We start from the raw sequence: 21,450 nt of genomic DNA on the forward strand, positions 1-21,450 counted from the left end.
TCAGTAGTGAAACGAAACAGCGCCGATGATAGTGTAGCATTTGTTATGTGAAAGTAGGTCATTACCAGGCTCCAAATAAGAGAAAGCCCGACTCGAAAGAGTCGGGCTTTTTTACGTCTGCAGGAAAGTGAAATAGCTATAGGGTCTTAGGCTGTAAAAATTTCACCTCTAATTTAAATAAAGTGTCTAACCACTTCATTGTGCTCAAAGAGCATCCTTATAAAGGATATTGACTGACTTGTTACTTACTGTAACTATAAGCGTGTTTATTAGGTTGTAGTAAAGGAATAAGTTGTATGGCAACGGCGCAGATAGTGATCATTGAAGACGAAAAAGCAATTGCAGACACCTTGATCCATACGCTCGAGATGGATGGCTTTAGCGTCGTTTGGTTCGATACCGCAGGGGCTGGTCTTAGTTATATTAAAGCTACACAGATAGATTTACTGATTTTAGATGTTGGTTTACCTGATGCAAATGGTTTTGAGCTATGTAAGCAAGTTCGCGAATTTTCTTCTTTACCCATCATTTTCTTAACGGCGCGCAACGATGAAATCGATCGCGTTGTTGGATTAGAGATTGGCGCAGACGACTATGTCACTAAACCCTTTAGCCCTCGAGAAATGCTTGCTCGCGTTAAACTTCGTTTAAAGCCTTATGCTGTCAGAGAAACACAAATAAATACTTCTACTGAGCAATCAGGTCTGTACAGTAATAATTTTGATTACTACTTCAATAACACCCCGTTAAATTTAACGGCTTTAGAGTTTAAATTGCTTGATAAGCTAGTGTTATCCCCTAAGCAGGTATTCTCTCGAGAGCAACTGCTATCATCAGCACAATTATGCCAAGACAGTGTATACAGCCGCAATGTTGATAGCCATATCAAAGCCATTAGAAATAAATTACGCGCTGTATGTCATGAGCCCATGATTCATACTAAGCGAGGCTTTGGTTATTTTTATGAACCTATTTAAACGCTCCACGCATTCATTAGCTCGCTTAAAGCGTTGGCCTAAAATCCCGCTTGGGCTGAGATTGTTTTTGCTTTATTTTATCCTCGTGATACTAACGACTTACTTAGTTAGTTCAACGGTTATGCGCGAGATTAAGCCCACAGTTCGTCAGGTTACCGAGGAAACCTTGGTTGATATGGCTAATTTGCTTGCAGTGATGGCGCGAGATGATTTAGCTCGTGGTACGCTGTCACAAAGCCACTTTACTAATGTGGTTAACTCGTATGGCAGCAGGCAACCAAATGCAAAAATCTGGGGGGTAAATAAACAAGGGACAAATCACCGTATATATATTACGGATGCTGCGGGAATCGTTGTTGTTGATTCTTGGCAGCAAGATATAGGAAAAGATTTTTCACAATGGAATGATGTTTATCTCACATTACGGGGAGAGTACGGTGCTCGCTCGACCGCAACTGCTCAAGATGACCCACTTTCAACCGTCATGCATGTTGCTGCGCCCATAATCGATAATGGTAATATTATTGGGTCAGTCACTGTGGCTAAGCCCAATCGCTCTGTACAACCTTTTATAAACATGTCTAAGTACCGTGTATTAAGTTGGTTAGTCGTGATGAGTATTTTGGCATTAATGGTTGGAGCATTGATTGCCTGGCGAATCAATGGTGCCTTGTATAAGCTGGCAAACTATGCGGATAAAATGGGGCGAGGTGAAAAAGCATCTAAACCAAGGTTTAGGGTTTTCTATGAATATAGCTTGTTAAGTGATGCGCTAGAAAAAATGCGCAATCAGTTAGATGGCAAACGTTACGTTGAGCATTATGTTCAAACACTAACTCATGAATTAAAAAGCCCTCTATCTGCAATTAAAGGTGCAAGCGAGATTTTACAGTCTCCCCTAAGTACAGATAAAAAACAGTTATTTGCAAATAATATTGAGTCTGAAACAGTGAGAATGCAGCAGCTAATAGATAAGCTGCTTACGCTTACCAAATTAGAGCAGCTTCCTGAACTTGAACAGCGAAAGAAGGTGTTTGTAAAACCTTTATTTGAAGCAATTAAAGATTCTTTTATTGCCAGAACCACAACGCAAAATGTACAAGTAGTAATTAGCTGCGACACTAGCAGTGTGTGTTTAGGAGACGTATTTCTAATTCAACAAGCGCTATACAATATTTTTGATAACGCATTGGACTTTATCAACGAGGGGGGGGAGATTCACATTCAGGTAATACAAGAGCCATCCTATGTTCAAATCTATATTGATAACACGGGGCCTTGTATCCCAGATTATGCCCTTGAACGCATCACAGAACGGTTTTATTCACTCCCTAGAGCCAATGGTAAAAAAAGCACTGGATTAGGCCTAAACTTCGTTGAGCAGGTCGTTAAATTACATAAAGGGCAGCTCAACATAAAAAATACTAAAAATGGCGTCCGTGTTCATATAAATATGCCTACTCCATAAAAGCTCCATCTAAGCACCTCAGTAAATCCATATAGCTTCGTTACTCTATGCTTATGTAATAGATGGAGTACATAACAGTGAAACAAAAAATAGAAACCAAACTGATCATAATAATAGGGCTTATCGTGTTGTTATTGATCCCTATCTTTATGATCCAAAATCTAATTGATGAGCGATCAGAGTTGCAGCAGCAAGTTCAGGCTGATATAGCTAAGAGTAGCAGTGATGAACAGCAGGTTATTGGCCCATTTATTCATGCTCAGTACCTAGAAACTGTTACGGTTGATGGTAAAACGAGCGAGCAATTGATGAATATGACGCTTTTACCTGAATCGCTCAATGTCAGTAGTAATCTAGCAACATTTGAAAAGTACCGTGGTATTTATAAAGCGTTGTTATATCGTTCACAGAACCAATTTGAAGGACGGTTTAAAACAAGTGCATTAGCTGTCTTAGCGGACAAAAAGATAAAACGCCTCAACCTTATTTTAGCCATTTCTGATATCCGAGGGATAGGACAAGGATCACACATTAATGTTAACGAGCGAAGTTATGAACTACTCCCCGGTACCCAGCTAGATCAGTTACCACAAGGGATTCGTGTAGAGCTTGATTATAAAACCATTCTCAAAAGTGAGGTACTGCCGTATCAAATAGGCTTAAACCTGCAAGGTATGCGTCAACTTTCATTTGCACCGGTTGGTAAAAACAGCTCATTGACAATGCAAGCCGATTGGCCACACCCAAGTTTTGTAGGGGATTACCTGCCTATCGAGTCATCAATTTCGGCACAGGACTTTTCTGCGAGTTGGCAAACCAATTACTTTGCGACCAATTTAAAAGAGCTATTTAACCAATGTTTATTTCGTAATGAGTGCACCTTGTTCAAGCAACGTAACATGGGAGTTAATTTAGTCGATAGTGTTAATCACTACCTTAAAAATTATCGAGCAAGTAATTATGCCATCTTGGTTATTGTACTTATTTTTGCGAGTTTCTTTTTGCTCGAGGTACTGCGTGATGAGCCTATACACCCTGTACAGTATGGTTTTGTCGGGCTTGCTTTAGCGGTATTTTATTTACTACTGATTTCACTTAGTGAGCACTTGGGCTTTAATATTGCGTATTTATTATCGGCGCTTGCATCAGCAATTCTATTGAGTGTTTATGTTGCGGGTATGCTTAAAAATAGCAAGCATGGAGGGCTATTCTTATGTGGGGTGTTATTTCTCTATAGTCTTTTATACGGATTACTCAGTGCAGAGGATTACGCATTATTAATGGGCAGTGTACTGGTGTTCGTGGTACTCAGTTTAATAATGATGTTGACGCACAGAGTAAACTGGTACGGCAGGCAAGCGCAAGACGATGAAACAAACTAAAACCACCTAATTGAAAGGGGCTGACAGCTTTGCCAGCCCCTTTCAATTAGCTATTAGATAAAAACACCGTTAACTTCTCACCTATTTGCAAACGATCTCGCGACAGGTTATTCCATTGTTTTAGCTTAGTAATGCTGACGTTGTAGCGTTTGGCTATTTTCCATAAACTTTCGCCTGACTTTACTAAGTGTTCTACCTGTTGATCTGCTAGCATCGGCAGTATTAATTTCTTACCTGCGCGGATGCGATCAGTCTTCAAATTATTAAACGCTTTTAGCTGTTTAACGCTGATTGCATAACGTTTTGCAATCACGCTTAAACTATCCCCCGGTTGAATTGTGTAATGCTGCCATTGGCTGTAATCGTTTTCTTTTTGATTAGCCAACATACTCTTAAATTCGGCTTGTTTACTCGCTGGCACAACAATGTGAGGTGCATCAATGACCGCAGGAAAGCGGATAACGCCATAGTTTAACCCCTCTAATGACCGCCATTCTTCTTGGTTATCTAAAATAACTGCACCAGAGACGGGTAAGGCTACTATAGTCTGTTGATTGCTGATGGGTGGAAAGACCATTTTATTACTTTTTAAAAGTTGTGCCGCAGCTAGTAATTTTGGCACGTACTGACTGGTTTGTTTGGGCAGTTTTAAGTTGAAAAAATCAGTGGGTTTGCCTTGTTTTTTATTATTACTAATTGCTCTAAGTACACGGCCTTCACCTAAGTTATAAGCTGCTATTGCATGATACCAATCACCATCAAAGCGCTTGTACAAGTACTCCATAAAATCCAGCGCTGCGCGAGTGCTATCAATAACATCTTGTCGGCCATCATACCAAGGGGATATTTGCACTTTAAAATATTTAGCAATGGCAGGCGTTAATTGCCAAAGTCCAGATGCATGCTTGTGCGAATAGGCACTGGCATCAAAGTCACTTTCAATTAGCGGCATTAATGCTAATTCTATGGGTAAGCTCCGCTTTTCAACCTCTGTGACTATATAATAAAGGTAAGGCTCAGCACGGCGACTGATTTCATCCATGTAATTTGGGTGAGATAAATACCATGCAATGCGTTGTTGTACATCTGGGTGGCTAGAATTGGCAAATGTAAGCTGCGCTCGGATGCGTTGCCACACATCATCGAGTTTCTGAGGACTTAAGGGAGCTATTTGCTCAATATTTTCGTTTTGTTCTTTAACAACAATATTTGGGTTAGCTTTAATATCAGGTTGTGAAGAGGGCTGTTCGGGTGTGGTTTCACAGCCGGATAAAATAAATACTAATGGCAAAATGCGGATAAATCGATTTGAGAACACGTACTACACTACTCCGAAAATATAAATGCGGCTAACCTAAAGCAGGTTAGCTTAACATAGCGTGAGTTAAGAATGACTTGTAGTTGAATTTAACAGTTCCTTAAATTGATCTTTATAGCGACGCGATAAGTTAAGTATTTTTCCTGTTGTAAGTTTTACTTCACTATCTCCACTTGCTAATGGCGTGATTGATTCAACCGCGTCTAACCTAACCGCATGAGAACGGTGAATGCGGCAAAATCCTTGTGGTTCTAACTGAGTTATAAGTTGTGTCATGGTTGCACGAAAAGGGTAAATTCGAGCGCCAATATGTAGATTTACATAATTGCCATTTGATTCAAGCCAATCTACTTCTGCTACGCGAACAATAAATTCTTTTCCCAGCTTTTTTACCAGTAGCCTGTCTAAGTTTACATGTTCAGCAGTATCTTCGCCTTGACTGATCGGGGCTGCTTCACCTGTTAATTGGCTCACGACATATTGATAGGTTTTAATAACAACAATCAAAAATAAGAATCCCCACAAATCTTTGCGGTATTCATAAAGTAACTCAAACCATACTAACCCAAAGTCATATTGCATACCCTGCACGGTGTAAATGAGTTTGCGGATAGCGACCATAATACCAATATGTAATAACGAAAAAGCAATGCTCGCTACTAAGTACAGTAATATTGAATGAGAGATTTTTTGCCAATTAAAGGGCTTAGCTTTTAATAACCAAACTAAAGCCGGAAACAACAATAAAGTGCCAATAGCACTCGAGTATTCCCACACAAAGGGCTCCCAGATCATAAAAGGAAGTGCGCCATCACGTTGGGCTTCCATAATATTTGAGCTGGCATTAATCGTGTTGTTTATAAAAATATAACTAGATAAAAATAATGCCGCATACCATCTCTGGTAGCGCTGAAAGTGCGATAAAGTGATCATTATTATTGTAACTCTTTAAAAGACCGCAATTAGACTAGCAAGAGAGTGATAAAACACCAAGTTTATATCATCCCTGATATCCACCGCTTATCCCTATTGACTGTTTTATAAGCCTTTTGTGATTGCTTAACACAATGTGTTGTCCATAGTTGTTATTAATTAATCGTAAGTTAAATCTTCTATGAATCTTAAAATAGTCATTAAAAATACAACACGTACGCTATTAAAACCTTGGTTAAATGTGTTTAACCAAGGTGAAGAGTTACCATCTCGCCGTTATGATTTAGATTGGCTGAGAGTACTTGCATTTGGTTTATTAATTTTTTACCACACCGGTATGTTATACAGTGAAAATTGGGGCTTTCATTTTAAAAGTCAGTACTTATCCAGCGGTATTGAAAACATCATGCTTTTATTGTCGCCATGGCGGATGGGATTAATTTGGTTTATTTCAGGTGTGGCGCTGCGCTTTATTGTTGCGCGCTTTAGTCTAGGTATGTTTTTAACTACGCGAAGTGTAAAAATATTACTGCCTTTATTGTTTGGCATTTGGTTTATTGTGCCTATTCAGCTTTATGCGCAAATGAGCCAAGAAGCCAGTTTAGCTATGGGCTTTTGGCAGTTTTACAGCCAGTTTTTTGATTTAACCAACCCTTTATTCGAGCGCTATCAAGCAGGGATTTGGCCTCATGTCGATGTGAATCACCTTTGGTACTTACGTTCGTTATGGCAATTTACTTTATTGCTGGTGCTAGCAATGCCGCTGCTTCATCACGCTACTGTGCATACAATAATCACGCGTTTATGTGGGCGCTCGTTATTTACAGTTTTTATTGTATTGCTATTGCCGCTGTGTATTTTAAAACTGAGCTGGCCGAGTGATACTTTTCGATACCCCATGGGCGCGCTGTTCTTACTTTATGGTTACTTGCTTGCTTGGCAGCCTACATTTTATAGCCAGCTACTTCGCTATTGGCGAGTATTATTCGTGGTATTTACGTTAGGTTATATAGTTGTTGTGCTGTGTTATAACACGATTTGGCAAAACCCTGCTGCTAGTCAATGGCAAATTACCAGTATGGATATGCTGTATACTGCGCAACGATTAATGGGCGTGTTGTTAATGCTGGCACTAGCACAACATTTTTTGAATCACGATCACCCTAAACTGGCTTTATTAAACGGTGCAGTATTCCCTTTTTATCTATTGCATCAAAGTGTGATTATTGGCCTTGCGTTTTATTTGTCGAAGCTGCAATTAGGTGGTTTTGTGGAGCCATTACTTATACTCAGCCTCACTTTCATTATTTGTTGGCTGGTGTTTATTGTTGCGCGCCGTATCGACTTATTAAGCCCACTGTTAGGAATTAAAGTCACAGGTAAATATAAAGCATGGCAAGTTAGAGCTGGCTTTTATTGCGGACTTATATTGGTAAGCCCGGTGATCTTTAGGTTGATTTAGCATCAAAAATATAACTTAGAATATTTTATAAATGGTTGGTTTTAGGTGGTATGTGCTACAAAACTCGGTTAGATTAAAAGATTACTATGTGGTTATAACTACAACCTTGGCAAAGCAAATTTATTTTAGGGATGATTAATGCGTTTTTTCTTATTTGTATTTTTATGGGGCTTGACTAGCACAGCTTTTGCTACAACATCACCTAATTCAACGCCTGTAAATTCTGCTCCTATTATAGCTAATACGCAAAATAGCCAAGATTTGATGTATCAGCAACTGTTTAGTATGCAAAGCCAACTAGTTCGACTAGATGAAAAGCTACAGCAACAAAAATCACTCGGTAATGATTTTAAGACCTTAGAAGCCGCGCAGCAAGCACTCAAAGCTCAACTTGCTAACTTACAAACTAAACTCGAAACGCAAGAAAAGCTGCAAACTAATCAAATGAATGGAGTTGATGGACGGATTTCTGACATAGCAAGTAATACTAATATGTGGGGAATGGCATTTACCATTTTTGGTTTGATTATCACGGTTGCAGCAGTAGGGCTCGGCTTTAACGCAAAAAACAGAGCTGTATACGAAGCCAAGCAGGCTGCTAATACAGCCTCAGAAAGTCATATGGAAAAATGGTTATTAGATAATAAAGGTAAATTAATTTCAGAGACCAAAGTTGAGCTTGAAAAGGTGAGCCTTGAGCTAAAAGAGCGAGCCGAAAAGTTAGCAACAGAAGCGAGTGCTGCACTAAATAAAATTGAGCGTGATCTAATAGAAGAAAGTAAAAGAATTATTACTTCAAATAAAGGGGAAACAGGTAAAGGTTTAAGTAAACACAGCAAATCTCCTACAAGGGCTTCAGCTAAAAATTGGTTTAAAGTTGGTTTAAGTGCATTTGAAAAGAATGAATATGATGAGGCGTTAAAAGCTTGGGCAAAAGTATTGCAGTTATTAGATCAAAAAGAAGAGCCCGAACTTTATGCTGTCACACTGATGAACCAAGGTATTACTCATGGAAGACTAGCCAAGCCAGATGACGAGCTCAACAGCTATGAAGCTTTGATTGAACAGTTCAAAGACTCATCGAATGAAGAGATTCAAATTCAAGTGGCTAAGGCAATGATTAACCAAGGCATTGCTTATGGTCAGCAAGGCAAACCTGATGAGGAGCTAAGCAGCTACGCAACCTTGATTGAGCAGTTCAAAAGCTCAGCGAATGAAGAGATTCAAATTCAAGTGGCTAAGGCAATGATTAACCAAGGCATTACTTATGGTCAGCAAGGCAAACTTGATAATGAGATCAGAAGCTACGCAACCTTGATTGAGCAGTTCAAAAGCTCAGCGAATGAAGAGGTTCAAATTCAAGTGACTATGGCGATGTATAACCAAGGCGTTGCTTATGGTCAGCAAGGCAAACTTGATAATGAGCTCAGAAGCTACGCAACCTTGATTGAGCAGTTCAAAGGTTCAGCGAATGAAGAGGTTCAAATTCAGGTGGCTGAAGCGATGTGTAGCCAGAGTGCTGTATATGGTCTGAACAAAGACTTCCTCACAGCTCTAAAATCGCATTCAATGTTACTTGAAGCATTTCATAACTCAGAAAACAGTGAGATTAAAAAAATCATAGCTAATTCAAAAGCCAATATTGCAGAACAAGCATTACTTTATGAAACGCCAGAGCAAGTCCTTATTCGTGTTGCAGAGGCAGAAAAATACTCAGAGAACCCACAGCTCTTAGCCGTAATGCAGTTTATCCGCTTTCTACTTGACGATAAATCGATTGAAGAGGTGTTTACTGCCTTAACCAAAATCCCAACGGAAATGGAATTAAAATGGGCCTTTAGAGAGATTAACGATTATCTAACCGATAATTTTGAAGGTATAAAGCAACAACAGATTCAAGCTGTTGTACAGTATTTTGAGCAGCATAAAGATATTGAACAATTAAGGGTTGAATTAGGAATTAAAGGCTAGCTCAATATAAATTAAATATCGCCGTAAACGACGACCTTTAGGGCGGGCTTTAGCGTGTTAAATATCCTTGAGCTTTATCGCGGGGTTACCAGCAACAACAGTGTTCGCAGCCACGTCTTTGGTTACTACCGACCCTGCGCCCACAACAGCGTTTTCGCCAATGGTAACGCCAGCTAACACAATAACTCCCGCGCCAATCCACACGTTATTACCAATAGTAATCGGTGCTGCAAAGTTTTCTTTATTGAGTCGCTCTGTGGGGTTAACCGCATGAGATACGGCCAATAGTTGAACGTTTGGGCCGATTAAACAATCGTCGCCAATGCTTATGGCTCCTTCATTTATTGGCGCATCCAACACAGTGCAGTTAATGTTTATAAAAGTCCGATCACCTATATGCATTTGCGAGCCATAGTCACAATGAAAGCCCGCTTCAATAATTACTCCATCACCACAGTGTGAGCATAATTCTTTTATTCGCTTTAAATTACCTTTACTGGGGCTTTTATTAAATAAGCGGCAAATTTCGTGCACAGCTTTACGCTGCGCTAGATTCTCTTTACTAATACTATTAAATGACTGCATATCAATTTTGTTTAACTTAAATAATGGTGTCTAGCTTAACCTACTTTAAGCATGATGATAATTTGAATAAAACTGTGCTTTTTTTACGCATTCACTTGCCATTTATTATGTTTCGTTTAAAATTCACTAACTTTCGAAACGAAACTTAATTGTAATCACTTATGACCAAACGTAACACTCAGCAACGCCGCCATCTGATCCTCACTCAAGTTAATGAATTAGGTGAAGTGGCTGTCGATATTTTAGCTGAACAGTTTCAAACATCAGAAGTAACTATTCGAAAAGACTTAACCGCGCTTGAAAAAAGTGGCTTATTGCTGCGCCGTTACGGCGGTGCTATTGCTCTGCCTAAAGAGATTGTTAGCGATGAGATTGATTCTAAGCGCAAAGTCGCAATAGCAAAAGCTGCAGCGACGCTTATAAAAGATCATAACCGCATTATTATTGATAGCGGGCGTACTACGGCCGCCATGATCCCAGAACTTGCAAATAAACGCGGATTAGTTGTAATGACTAATGCGATTAAAGTGGCGAGTCGTTTACTCTCACTTGAAAACGAACCAACCCTTTTGATGACAGGTGGAACGTGGGATCCGCATTCTGAATCGTTTCAAGGGCAAGTAGCTGAAAATGTTCTATGCTCATATGATTTTGATCAGCTATTTATTGGTGCTGATGGCATTGATGTAGCGCGTGGAACAACCACGTTTAATGAACTTGTTGGATTAAGCCAAGTGATGGCTAAAGCGGCGCGCGAAGTTATTGTGCTGGTTGAGTCAGAAAAGATTGGCCGAAAAATACCAAATTTAGAATTACCGTGGCAAACAGTAACCACATTAATAACCGACAGTGGCTTAGCAAGTAATAAACGTGCAGCCATAGAGGCGTGTGGTGTAAAACTAATTTGCGCAGAAATTATGGAATAGCAACTAAAACGTAAGTTGCTAGAATTAAAAAATTAATGGAGACACTATGTGTGGAATCGTTGGGGCTGTTGCAGAACGTCCAGTAAATAAAATCTTAGTTGAAGGCCTTAAGCGTCTTGAGTACCGCGGTTATGACTCAGCAGGTGTAGCTTTACTTGAAGGCAATACACTTAATACAGTTAAAGCAGTTGGTAAGGTTGTAAACTTAGAGTCAGCACTTGAACAAGCTGGTGTTAGCGGCCACACAGGTATTGCACACACTCGTTGGGCGACTCATGGCGGTGTAACTGAAGCCAATGCTCACCCACATGTTTCAAGCAATCAATTAGCACTTGTACATAACGGAATCATTGAAAACCACGCAAGTTTGCGTGCAGCACTTAAAGGCGACGGTTACGAGTTTTTATCAGACACCGACACTGAAGTCATGGTGCATTTAATTCATCAGTTACGTCAGCAGCACACCACTTTATTAGCGTCAGTTCAAGCTGCTGTTAAGCAGTTTGAAGGTGCATTTGGTACCGTTGTGTTTGATAAAGCGAATGATAACGAAATTATTGTAGCTCGCTCAGGTAGCCCGTTAGTTATTGGTTTAGGCCTTGGTGAAAACTTTATTGCTTCTGATCAACTTGCATTATTACCAGTGACTCGCAGCTTTATCTTCTTAGAAGAAGGTGATGTAGCGCGTATTACTCGCGACACTGTAGAAATTTTTGATGCAGATGGCAACGCGGTTGAGCGTGAAGTTGTTGAATCAAACATCACACAAGATGCATCAGGCAAAGGTGATTACCGTCACTACATGCTAAAAGAAATTTATGAGCAGCCACTTGCAGTACGTAACACCCTTGAAGGACGTTTAAACGATGACCGCGTAGCGATTGATGCTTTTGGCGATAGCGCACAGCAAATATTTAAAGACGTAAAACACGTACAAATTATTGCCTGTGGTACGTCATACCACTCAGGTATGGTTGCTCGTTACTGGCTTGAGCAATATGCAGGTGTTAGCTGTAACGTAGAAATTGCCTCTGAGTTCCGTTACCGTCAGTCATTTGTACACGAAAATAGCCTACTAGTAACTATTTCACAATCAGGCGAAACGGCTGATACTTTAGCTGCACTGCGTTTAGCTAAAGAGCAAGGCTATATGGGGTCAATGACTATTTGTAACGTACCTGGCTCATCGCTTGTGCGAGAATCAGACCTTGCCTTTATGACCAAAGCAGGCGCTGAAATTGGTGTAGCCTCTACTAAAGCATTTACTACACAGCTTGTTGGTTTGTTAATGCTTACTGCGTCTATTGCGCAAGAGAAAGGCTTAGATCAAAGCGCGATTGTTAACGCTATTAAACTGCTACCAGCTAAATTAGAAGAAACGCTACTATTGGCTGATGGCATTGCAGACCTTGCTGAAGAATTTGCTGATAAACACCATTCACTGTTTTTAGGGCGCGGCTCACAATACCCAATCGCGATGGAAGGCGCACTTAAGCTTAAAGAGATTTCATACATTCACGCTGAAGCCTACGCAGCAGGTGAGCTTAAACACGGCCCATTAGCGCTTATTGATGCTGACATGCCAATTATTGTTGTAGCACCAAACAATGAATTGCTTGAAAAGCTTAAATCAAACGTAGAAGAAGTACGTGCTCGCGGCGGCATCATTTATGTATTCGCTGATAAAGACTCACACTTTGAGTCAGACGACACAATGCGTGTAATCAACGTAAACCACGTAGATGACGTAATTGCCCCTGTTGTATATACAATTCCACTACAGTTACTGTCGTACTATGTAGCGGTCATTAAAGGCACTGATGTTGACCAACCACGTAACCTAGCAAAATCGGTTACAGTTGAGTAAAATCAAAAGGTTATAGGTTTTTATTAATGTTAAAAAAGCGCTTAAGGCGCTTTTTTTGTGCCTGAAACTCTGTTAGCTTAAGTAACTTATTATTCTCTAAGGGGTTAGTCATGCGTTTATTAACCGTTATTTGTTTTGTTAGCTTTAGTATTTTTAGTTCACAAAGTGCCTTTGCACAATCTGGCACTAAACAGCAAAGTACAGATTACTCTCAGTACACACATACTATTAAATCGGTTGTTTTAAACGAAGAACGCACAGTTGTCGTGCAATTGCCTAAAAGCTACCAAGCTCAGCCAAATAAGGTATACCCAGTTGTTTATCGCTTAGATGGGGCGGGTAATATACCGCTTGCGAGTGTTGTTATTGAGCGTTTACAAAATGATAATCGTGCTCCAGAGGTAATTATTGTCGCTATTGAAAACACTAATCGACTTAGAGATTTTTATCCTACAGTGAACAAGGAACCGCAGGGCCCAGTTGGTGAAGGGGGCGGTGCATCAACGTTTTTAGCGTTCTTTGAGCAAGAACTTATTCCTTTAATAAATAAGAACTATCGCACGCATGACTATAAGGTTATATCTGGCGCCTCTGCGGGTGGTGTATTTGCGCTATACGCGTTGCAGGCAAACCCAAAACTATTTCAAGCGCATATTGCTTATAGCCCCGCAGTTTGGTGGAACTATGGCGCAATGGTAAAAAGCACAAAATCATTTATAGCTAAAACGAAAGACCTGAATAACTACGTGTACATCAATATTGGCGAAGAAGCCGGCATAATGCGTGAAAGGTACAATGAATTGAAGCAATCACTGCAATCGCATAAAGTGCCAGGGTTACGCTTCTCTAGTGATGCGTTTGATGGTATCTCGCATAACTTAACTTCCTCTGCTGGCGCATTTAATGCCTATTACAACTTATTTTTACCTAAACAAATGCCTATAAGTGCTTTAACTGACGATTTAGCGTCTATTGATACTTATTATCAAAACTTATCTCAGCAATGGGGTGAGCAAATATCTCCACCAGATCGCGCTGTTAGATTACTTGGTTATAACTTAACGGACAGCAAGCAGTTTACCCGTGCTATAGAGGTGTTTAAGTACAATATAAAAAATCACCCCAAATCAGTCGATGCGCTTTCAGCCTTATCATATGGCTATGAAATGCAGGGTGATACTCGCCAAGCGTTTGAACAGATGGAGTCGGCTTTAGCCATTGCAGATGACTCATATCCTTATTTAAATTACTTAAAAGAAACAAAAGTCAGGTTACAAGCAGAACTGAGTAAGAACTAATAATATTGCCAACTTAGTTGTTGGCTTTTTATGAAAGCCTCTTTAAGTTTGGAGTGCTCTCGGTGACAGTCAAATTAATTACAAGAGTAGGGTTTAGATTCAAAGAGTGATCTTTAACGTGATTAAAGCTTTACCAAACAAATTAGAAGAAGCAATATTACTTGCTGATGGTATTGCAGACTAAGAAGAGTTTACTGGTAAATACTCATACTGTGAGTCAGATGACTATGCGTGTAATCACTGTCGCACTATAAAGCGGTAATTAAAGCACAGATGTTGACGAACCACGCAATTTGGCAAAGTCGGCCTAAAAATTTTAAAATCAATAGGCGACAGGTTTGATGTAAAAGGCGCTTTGTGCTCCTTTTTAGTCTGCGCGATTACCTAAATCATAGGCAAAGTAGCCATAGGCAATTACGAACATCAAACCTATAAATGATATATGCATTACGCGAGCTAAAATTAGATCGATAGGTCTGGCGTGTCGCAAAATGGCTTCGTCATTAACAACCGTCGCTTTTGCGGGTTTTTGCCGCCTTATTACTTTGCCATACATGCTCACTCTTATGCCCAGCCCTTTATCCCAAAGTGGTTCATGTATCCCTTCCTCACGCATTTTTTTCTCAATATGTTTCATTGAAATACGAGTAAAGCATAAAGTTGAAATTAGATAGCTAATTATTATTGGTAAAGATATAAATAAAAAAATCTTTTCAGGCATCACATACATGATTTAAAACCAATTCATATCAGAGAAGTAAGCATATATTAAGGTACAAGTGATTTTCTGTAGCATAAAACCTTCTGCCTATAATTTCGTCATGAAATTAATAAGCGCGCTCACCTAAGTCATATGCAAAATAACCATATACAGCTAGGGTCATCATAATTACGAAAGAGTAATGCATTGTGCGAGCTAAAATTAAATCGATAGGTCTGGCGTGTCGTAAAATTGCTTCGTCATTAACAACCGTCGCCTTTGCGGGTTTTTGCCGCCTTATTACTTTGCCATACATGCTCACTCTTATGCCCAGCCCTTTATCCCAAAGTGGCTCATGTATCCCTTCCTCACGCATTTTCTTCTCTATGTGTTTCATTGAAATACGAGTGAAGCACAAAGCTGAAATAAGAAAAGCAATTATAAATGGCCCAGTTATTATCCAGTAAAAAGTTTCAGGCATAAGATACATAGCTTAAAACCAGCTTATATTAGAGCTAAGGTCATAAACTAGACCTGAGAAACCCTTTCCAACAGCATCACCAACTTTAGCTGCAGCATAACCAGCCCCCAAGCCTACACCTATAAGAATTACCCAGCCAACTGGACCCATTGCAATTGCTATTCCTACCCCTGCGGTTATAGTCGTACCGCCAACATATGCTCCTGCAGCTGTCCCTAAACCAAAACCTGTAGCTTCCCTTACTGCACTGCGCTGCCAGTCTTTACCTGCTTTGTAATCGTCATAAACGCTATCAGCTCGAAGACCAGCATCAATCGCAATGACAAACTTTCCTGCAATGTTGGATCCTTGCTCTAATTTACGTAAGTGCTGTATGTTAGCTAAAGAAGTTAATTGCAAGGGAGCTGAACTTCTTGCGCTTCTTGCTGTATCTATGCCTCGCTGCGCATTAGACCAGATATTACCCCGTGCAGATGCTTTCACTTTGCCTTTGAATTTAACCATTTCTCTTTTAAATACAGTGTTTAACTCTAGATGGGCTTGCTTTGCTTTGTTACCTAGTTTGATTAATTCTAATTTAGGCTGCTTGTTCTGCGATGCTTTTCTAATTTCAATTAAGCTAGTTTGGTATTTTAGAATCGCTTTTCCAAATGTACTTAATCTCACTTGGCTTGACTCTAATGAGGTAAGTGCTGCGCCAGTGGCAGTCAAGGTATCAAGATTTCTTCCAAGAACTTGTTGACTCGTTAAACCTCTTACTTTATCAACATATGGAGATATTTCCGCATCGTATAGCGCGGCAATAGCCAAAGCATCTTCATCACCGAAGTTGTTTACTATAGTACTGACATTTCTCTTTGTATGCTCAGGCCAAGACACCGTATTATCAAGTGCACAAGCTATGTCTGGACGAGAGCGCCTGAAATCACTCATATCCCCAGATTGTGGAGTTCTTAAAATGAACGGGGTTCCTTGAGGTATAAAGTTACCTATAATATGAGGGTTATCCTCTCTAAATCGCTTTAATTGCTCTAAGTCATTACTGTTAAAAGGTAAACTTGCTCGACTTTTCGTATTGAAACATAAATCAAATTGAGACATGACATTTCCTTGTATCTAAAATTAATCCATCAGGCCGCAAAAATAACACACTTGAAATGCTGAAATCAATAATACAGCGTGTTCAGCTATTATTTGTAATGATTGATGTATGTGATAAATAGTATTAATGCAAAGTGATATTCAGTGAATCATCGTTTAATAAAAAACAAGATGCATTTTATTTAAATCACTAACCTCTACTTAATAGCTGCTAAATACGCTAAAATTACAGGCTATTTTTAGCAATGAGCCCGCACCTTTTATGACCTCAGCCGCAAATCCTAGTAATTTCAACGAACTTGGCCTTATTCCAGAGCTAATTGCTCGTTTGTCTGATCTTGAATACACGCAACCTACGCCGATTCAGGCAAAAGCAATCCCAAGTATCTTGGCGGGCAGTGACTTAATTGCGGGGGCAAATACCGGCTCAGGTAAAACAGCAACCTTTGCTTTACCTATGCTACAAACGCTATTTTTAGCGCAAGGTGCTAATAAAGCGCCGAGCAAAGGCAACTTTGTAACAGGGCTTATTTTGGTACCTACTCGCGAGCTGGCAGTGCAGGTAGCCGATAGTGTTAAATCGTATTCTGCTAACTTTAATGGCGCCATTAAAACGGTGGCGGTATTTGGAGGTGTGTCGGTTAATACCCAAATGCAGGCACTTCGCGGCGGTGCTGATATCATTGTTGCAACCCCAGGGCGTTTACTCGACTTAATATCAAGCAATGCTATTAAGCTTGATAAAGTTTCAACCTTAGTGCTTGATGAAGCTGATCGCATGTTAAGCCTTGGCTTTACCGAAGAGCTTGCAGAGCTGTTGGCGTTAATGCCAGCTAAAAAGCAAACCATGTTGTTTTCAGCGACTTTCCCAGAGCAAGTCACACAATTAACACAAAAGCTGTTAACCAATCCTGTTGAAATACAAGTTCAAAGCAAAGACGAAAGCACTTTAGTACAGCGTGTATTTACGGTTAATAAAGGTGAAAAAACCACGGTTTTGGCGCATTTAATTAAGCAGCATAAATGGCGCCAGGCGCTGATTTTTGTCAACGCTAAAAAAGACTGTGAGCACTTAGCAGGTAAGCTTGAAAAACGCGGCGTGAACGCACAAGTATTCCATGGTGATAAAGGTCAAAGTGAGCGTACTCGCGTAATTGAAAAATTTAAAGCTGGCGAAATAGAAGTACTTATTGCCACCGATATAGCAGCCCGTGGTATAGATATTGCCAAACTGCCTGTTGTTATTAACTTTAACTTACCGCGTAGCCCCGCTGATTACATGCACCGTATTGGCCGAAGCGGCCGTGCTGGTGAAGTCGGTTTAGCGTTATCGTTAATTGATTATGAAGACTTCCATCACTTTAGAATTATCGAAAAGAAAAACAAACTTCGCTTAGAGCGCGAAGAGGTAGCAGGTTTTGCAGTAAACCAAGCCAACCTTGATGCGGCTGAGGCGCTAAAAAACGATAAGCCAATGGCCAAGCCAGAAGGTACAGGTAAGAAAAAGAAGAAAAAAGCCAACCAAGAAGATGATGTATGGAGCGGCTGGAGAAAAAGATAAGCCTTAATACATATAAGTCATTAAATCCAAGTCATAAAAAACCCTGCAAATTTGCAGGGTTTTTTTATTGGTATTAGCTTGTTTAGCTATGCAGCAAATTAAAACTTAGAAGGTGCTGGTGGTATCACTAAGGGTTGTTTAGGATTTTCTTTAAGCTCCTTTAATAACTCTTGTACAGCACGCTCTATTGATGGATCTTGGCCTTTATAAATAAGCTCTGGACGATCAATTACTTTAATATCTGGTGCAACACCTTCGTTTTCTATGATCCAGTTACCTTTTGTGTCTAAAATACGGAATGTAGCAGCAATTACTTGTCCGCCGTCTACAAGGCTTGGGTTACCAGAAATACCAATTAAGCCACCCCATGTACGGGTACCAATTAGCTTACCTAGACCAGCCTGGCGGAAGTAGTAAGGGATTGCGTCACCACCAGAACTTGAATAGCCATTTATTAGCATGGCTTTAGGACCATTGTGCGCAAACTGCGGTGTTTTAGTTGGCTCTACACCGCGGCGTTTCCAATAGTTAAGCGGTTTACGCGCAAGCCACGTGATTATATGCTCAGGAATAAAACCACCGCCATTGTAACGGTCATCAATAATCATGGCATCTTTGGTTGTTTGCGGCATGTAGTTTTTAAACATGGCGCGGTTACCCTCATAGGCTGTATTTGGCAGGTGCACATAGCCAATACGCCCATTTGATAGCTTATTAACGTAGGCTGCACGCGAGTTAACCCAATCTAAATAACGTAGACCTTGCTCACTGGCTACCGGTTTTACTGTTACTTGCCACGCACCTTTGCTACGCGGTTTGCTGTTTAGCACTAGCTCTACTTGCTCACCTTGGGTGTTTTCAAGGAGTTCGTAAAAGTTAGCAACGTCTTTTACCGAGCGGCCATTTACCGCAATAATGTAATCGCCGTTATGTGCTTTTACGCCTGTGGTGCCAAGCGGTGAACGGAAATCGTCATGCCAGTTTTCACCTTTAAAGATTTGTTCTATTCTTGCATAACCAGATGGGTCGCTTGCAAGCTTAGCGCCTAATAAACCATGGTTTTTACGTTCGGCTTTTGGCATATCGCCCGATTGCACGTAAATATGACCTGAGTTAATTTCGCCGGCAATTTCGCTAAGTACGTAATCAAGGTCGCTACGGTGGCTAATAGCATCAGCCATAGGTTGGTATTTAGCTAAAATAGCATCCCAATCTTGACCGTGGTGATTTTCGTCGTAGAACCAGTCACGCAGTGTGCGCCAGCCTTCTACGTACATTTGTTGCCACTCAGCTTGCGGGTTGATTTTAAGCGTCATTTTGCTTAAATCTAGCTTGTTGGCGTCTAGGTCTTGCTTTGGTTTAGGCTCTATTAAGCTGTAACCGCCACTTGTGCGTACAAGTAGGTGTTCGCTGTTGCTCGATATAGTGTAATTGCTAACACCTTTAGCGACTGTTTCTAGCTCACTGTCGTGCTCGGTACCTATAAGTTGTAATGCGCCATTAGCAAGAGTCAGTACGCCGTCTTTTACTGCGGTTAAGCCACGGTAATCGCCCGCTGGCGCGTTAAGATCGGTAACACGCTGCATAAAGTCGCTGCTTTGCAGTGCGTTTTTAACTTTTTTGTCGTCTTCTTTTTCGTCGTCATCGTCTTTTACAATCGTGGTTTCATCACTTTGTAAGGCAATAAGCGGTTTAACACTGTCGTTTACTGCGGCCGCATAAATACGGGTTGCACGATTAAACATGTAATCAAACTCGTAGCTACTAAATGCCAGGTTAAAGTCGCGCTCTGAGCTAAAGTAAAGGTATTGACCATCAGGCGAAAAAGTAGGGTTTTGCTCATTACTCATTTCGTCTGTTAAGCGCGTTACCTTTTCTTTTTTAAGGTTGTAGTGCCATAGCGAGGCATAACGGTTTTCGTTATTTTTAACAAATACAATGTCTTGGCTGTTAGGCGACCAAGTATATTGAGTAATGCCGTCTTCGTCGTAAATACCGGTATCAATTTTGTGTTGCTTGCCCGATTTTGCATCTAACCACCAAAGTGTGTTGTTTTTATCTGAAAACAACAATTTAGAGCTATCTGGTGACCAAATGGGCGTAAAGCGCCAAATAGTGCCATTGCTAGTGAGTTGCTTAATAGCATTATTTTTACTGCGATCTTTTAAGTAAATTTCGTACTCGCCGCTTTCATCGCTCATGTAGGCTATGTAGCGCCCATTTGGTGACCAGCTTGCATCTATTTCGCGGCTTTTTTCTGTGTAAGATAAGTTGCGTGTAGGCCCTTGTTTAATTGGTACACTAAATAGCTCACCACGGGCAGTAAATACAGCGCGTTTACCATCGTGAGAGAGCGACATAGAATCAATAAAATCGCTAACATTTTTGCTATACGGCATTGCGTACTGGCGCACGCCAGCAATGTTAATGCTTAGCTTAGCGCTTTCTTGTGTTTTTGCGTCAAAGCGATATAAATAACCGCCGTTTTCATAAACAATCGCATTTGGGCCAGCTGAGGGCCAAAGTACGTCAAAGTTTTTATAGTTGGTAAGTTTTTTTGGTTCGCTGCCTTTGCGGTACTGATAAAGGTTTAGCGTGTAATCACGGTCAGACACAAAGTAAATATCGTCACCAACCCAAGTTGGTTGCTGGTCGGTTGCACGGTTTGTAGTTAGTTGTTCTGATGTGTTTTTTTCTAAATCATAAATCCATACATCTTGCGCACGACCACCACGAGTACGTTTCCACGTACGAAATTCTCGATCAATTGGCGTATAAACATATTTGCTGCCATCTGGAGATAGCATGCCGCCACCAGTTTCTGGAATCGCTAATGGCTGTTCAAGTCCGCCATCTGCAGGAACCATGTAAGGGCGACCCATACGTTTCCCCCATGGTGTGCGGTTAGCTCTAAATACCACATTTTTACCGTCGGCGGTCCAATCTAAAACGCGGTAATCAAAACCTCCACGCGGTGGCATTGGGCCAACGTCATTATAATAAGTAAGTTGCTTTAGGTTTGAACCGTCACTGTTGATCACATAAATTTGTCGGCTACCGTTATACTCGGCTGAAAATGCAATGCGCTTACCGTCAGGGGAAAACTTAGGAAATGTTTCAAAGCCAATATGGTCGGTTAAGCGTTTGCTTTCGCCTGTTTGCGTATTCGCAATATAAATATCGCCACTGTAGACAAAGGTAACGGTTTGGTTATGGATATCTGGAAAGCGAAGTAAACGAGTGTCTTTAGTCTCATAGGCCGATACACCCGGCGCGATTGCTGCAGCCAAGGCAAGAGCCAATGTTGTTAGTTTTTTCATGGAATTACATCCTATATTAATAGCGATCCCATCATAACAATAAGGTGCAAAATAGCGATGCACTTACGATAAAAGGTCTGTTACAAAATGTGAATAAAAA

The 21,450-nt window shown here is 40.5% G+C and carries 16 protein-coding genes; 9 read left to right on the plus strand and 7 right to left on the minus strand.

Translation table 11 applies throughout. The features are described from left to right. Nucleotides 1–296 precede the first annotated feature (296 nt). The 3 genes from MTF66_RS24950 to creD all read left to right on the plus strand — a co-directional run bounded on the left by MTF66_RS24950 (nt 297) and on the right by creD (nt 3,827). A complete protein-coding gene (locus MTF66_RS24950) occupies nt 297–977 on the plus strand; it encodes a response regulator (protein ID WP_010392155.1) in 681 nt (226 codons plus the stop codon). Then, nucleotides 964–2,445 (plus strand): two-component system sensor histidine kinase CreC, encoded by a 1,482-nt coding sequence (gene creC, locus MTF66_RS24955; RefSeq protein WP_198527846.1) that lies wholly within the window; start codon nt 964–966, stop codon nt 2,443–2,445. The genes MTF66_RS24950 and creC overlap by 14 nt, the downstream gene beginning before the upstream one ends. A gap of 77 nt (nt 2,446–2,522) precedes the next feature. After that, nucleotides 2,523–3,827 carry a cell envelope integrity protein CreD gene (creD, locus tag MTF66_RS24960; RefSeq protein WP_248529011.1) on the plus strand — a complete coding sequence of 435 codons (1,305 nt, stop codon included), beginning with the start codon at nt 2,523–2,525 and terminating at the stop codon, nt 3,825–3,827. 46 nt (nt 3,828–3,873) lie between these two features. Here creD and MTF66_RS24965 read toward each other — a convergent pair whose 3' ends face one another. Together MTF66_RS24965 and MTF66_RS24970 are read right to left on the minus strand one after the other, a co-directional pair. Beyond that, entirely contained in the window at nt 3,874–5,145 is a 1,272-nt protein-coding gene (locus MTF66_RS24965) for a LysM peptidoglycan-binding domain-containing protein (RefSeq protein ID WP_138623601.1), read from the minus strand. A 66-nt stretch (nt 5,146–5,211) separates the two neighbouring features. Next, nucleotides 5,212–6,075, minus strand: a complete 864-nt coding sequence (locus MTF66_RS24970; protein ID WP_028834743.1) for a LytTR family DNA-binding domain-containing protein — start codon at nt 6,073–6,075, stop codon at nt 5,212–5,214. 184 nt (nt 6,076–6,259) lie between these two features. On the opposite strand from MTF66_RS24970, the gene MTF66_RS24975 reads away from it, so the two are divergent. Continuing rightward, nucleotides 6,260–7,540, plus strand: coding sequence for an acyltransferase (locus tag MTF66_RS24975; protein ID WP_138623603.1), 1,281 nt, complete (start codon nt 6,260–6,262; stop codon nt 7,538–7,540). Nucleotides 7,541–7,678: 138 nt separating this feature from the next. After that, the gene (locus MTF66_RS24980; protein WP_248529013.1) at nt 7,679–9,511 is read left to right on the plus strand and encodes a tetratricopeptide repeat protein; all 1,833 of its coding nucleotides are present in this window, start codon (nt 7,679–7,681) and stop codon (nt 9,509–9,511) included. A gap of 57 nt (nt 9,512–9,568) precedes the next feature. On the opposite strand, the gene MTF66_RS24985 is transcribed toward MTF66_RS24980, so the two are convergent. Then, on the minus strand, nt 9,569–10,096 hold the full coding sequence (locus MTF66_RS24985) for a sugar O-acetyltransferase (RefSeq protein WP_138623769.1): 528 nt from the start codon (nt 10,094–10,096) through the stop codon (nt 9,569–9,571). A gap of 161 nt (nt 10,097–10,257) precedes the next feature. Between MTF66_RS24985 and MTF66_RS24990 the strand changes: the two genes are divergently transcribed. The 3 genes from MTF66_RS24990 (at nt 10,258) to MTF66_RS25000 (ending at nt 14,187) form a co-directional block, all read left to right on the plus strand. Continuing rightward, entirely contained in the window at nt 10,258–11,022 is a 765-nt protein-coding gene (locus MTF66_RS24990; protein ID WP_138623767.1) for a DeoR/GlpR family DNA-binding transcription regulator, read from the plus strand. Between the two features lie 46 nt (nt 11,023–11,068). Then, complete coding sequence (gene glmS / locus MTF66_RS24995; RefSeq protein WP_010392174.1) at nt 11,069–12,889, plus strand: glutamine--fructose-6-phosphate transaminase (isomerizing); 1,821 nt, start codon at nt 11,069–11,071, stop codon at nt 12,887–12,889. 110 nt (nt 12,890–12,999) lie between these two features. Further along, a complete protein-coding gene (locus MTF66_RS25000; protein ID WP_138623765.1) occupies nt 13,000–14,187 on the plus strand; it encodes an alpha/beta hydrolase-fold protein in 1,188 nt (395 codons plus the stop codon). 367 nt (nt 14,188–14,554) lie between these two features. Here the strand turns inward: MTF66_RS25000 and MTF66_RS25005 are convergent, their stop codons facing one another. The 3 genes from MTF66_RS25005 to MTF66_RS25015 form a co-directional block, all read right to left on the minus strand. Beyond that, nucleotides 14,555–14,917: a hypothetical protein gene (locus MTF66_RS25005; RefSeq protein WP_178956796.1), complete on the minus strand. Its 363-nt coding sequence runs from the start codon at nt 14,915–14,917 to the stop codon at nt 14,555–14,557. 97 nt (nt 14,918–15,014) lie between these two features. Continuing rightward, nucleotides 15,015–15,368 carry a hypothetical protein gene (locus MTF66_RS25010; protein WP_147154738.1) on the minus strand — a complete coding sequence of 118 codons (354 nt, stop codon included), beginning with the start codon at nt 15,366–15,368 and terminating at the stop codon, nt 15,015–15,017. 12 nt (nt 15,369–15,380) lie between these two features. Beyond that, complete coding sequence (locus MTF66_RS25015; RefSeq protein WP_138623865.1) at nt 15,381–16,469, minus strand: hypothetical protein; 1,089 nt, start codon at nt 16,467–16,469, stop codon at nt 15,381–15,383. A 262-nt stretch (nt 16,470–16,731) separates the two neighbouring features. On the opposite strand from MTF66_RS25015, the gene MTF66_RS25020 reads away from it, so the two are divergent. After that, nucleotides 16,732–18,030: a DEAD/DEAH box helicase gene (locus MTF66_RS25020; protein WP_138623867.1), complete on the plus strand. Its 1,299-nt coding sequence runs from the start codon at nt 16,732–16,734 to the stop codon at nt 18,028–18,030. Nucleotides 18,031–18,128: 98 nt separating this feature from the next. Here the strand turns inward: MTF66_RS25020 and MTF66_RS25025 are convergent, their stop codons facing one another. Continuing rightward, nucleotides 18,129–21,350 carry a S41 family peptidase gene (locus MTF66_RS25025; protein WP_248529015.1) on the minus strand — a complete coding sequence of 1,074 codons (3,222 nt, stop codon included), beginning with the start codon at nt 21,348–21,350 and terminating at the stop codon, nt 18,129–18,131. Between the last annotated feature and the right edge of the window lie 100 nt (nt 21,351–21,450).

This window comes from Pseudoalteromonas sp. 2CM39R, from assembly GCF_023161845.1.